This window comes from Patulibacter medicamentivorans (assembly GCF_000240225.1).
GTDB lineage: Bacteria > Actinomycetota > Thermoleophilia > Solirubrobacterales > Solirubrobacteraceae > Patulibacter > Patulibacter medicamentivorans.
Window position 1 is genome coordinate 1 of sequence record NZ_AGUD01000180.1, and the last position, 1,010, is coordinate 1,010.

The following is a 1,010-nucleotide window of genomic DNA, read 5'->3' on the forward strand; positions in this document are numbered from 1 at the left end:
GGTCGCGAGCCGCAGCGGCCCGCCGCAGGGCCGCGCGCCGGCGTGCGGCCGCCGAGGCCTCCGCCGGCACCACGCAGGCGACCGCCGCCGCGACGACCACCCGCACGCCGGTCCAGCAGAGCAGCACGCCCGCCACGTCGACCCCGTCGTCGAGCAGCGGATCCGGCAGCAGCTCGAGCGGCAGCGGCTCCTCGCGTCCCTCTCGCGCCGCCCGCTCGTCGAGCCCGCCGGCGGCGCCGTCGCAGGTCACCCCGTCGATCCGGCAGGACACCCCACGCTGACCAGAGGCGCCTGCCCCGGGGTCGCTCCGCCGGTCCATGCTCCCCAGCCACTAACCTTCGTAGATCGGTGAGCGGTAGGTCGACATCGACGCACGGAGCGGTCACCCCGCAGGGGATCCGTGATGCCGAGCCACTCGTCCTCGCGCTGCTCGTGGAGCGGCGTGCCGGACGCGTGCTCGCGTACGGAGACGAAGTCGCACGTCCCGACCTGGCCCTGCAGGCGGCCAGCGAGGCGTTCGCCGCCTTCCGGATCGCCGTGGCGACCGCCGACCAGGCCGACGCCCTCGATCCCGAGGCCGCGCTGCTGCACGCCACCCGCGAGGCGGCGGCCCGCCACGCCGAGAACCCGTACCGGCCCTCCGGCCGCGAGCGACCGGAGCGGCGGACGACCGCCTGCGAGCTGATGCCGCGGCTGCTCGTGGCCTGGACCGAGGGACGGCTGTCGGTCGAGGACGAGCAGCGGCTGGTGCGCCACCTGCGGCGCTGCCCCGACTGCCGGGCGCTGAAGGACGCCTTCGCGCGCGCCGAGGAGCGCTACCGCGGGGGGTCCGGGGCGACCCTCGACTCGACCGAGACGAGCGTGATCGTCTCGACGATGGCCGCGGTGCAGATCCCGGTCGCCGGCGCGGCCCCGGCCCCCGAGCCGACCGCCGCCGAGGGCGCCGCGCCGGCCCCGGACGCCAGCCCCGAGCCGCCCGTGGCCGCCGACGCCGCGGACCTCGCCGACGT

General features: G+C 77.7%; 2 protein-coding genes. One reads left to right on the plus strand and one right to left on the minus strand.

What is annotated here, in order from left to right; genetic code table 11:
* Window positions 1-271: hypothetical protein (locus PAI11_RS11070; RefSeq protein ID WP_040599913.1), on the minus strand; the 271-nt coding region annotated here is incomplete at its 3' end.
* Between the two features lie 182 nt (window positions 272-453).
* On the opposite strand from PAI11_RS11070, the gene PAI11_RS11075 reads away from it, so the two are divergent.
* The coding region (locus PAI11_RS11075; protein ID WP_138974242.1) for a zf-HC2 domain-containing protein at window positions 454-1,010 on the plus strand (557 nt) is incomplete at its 3' end.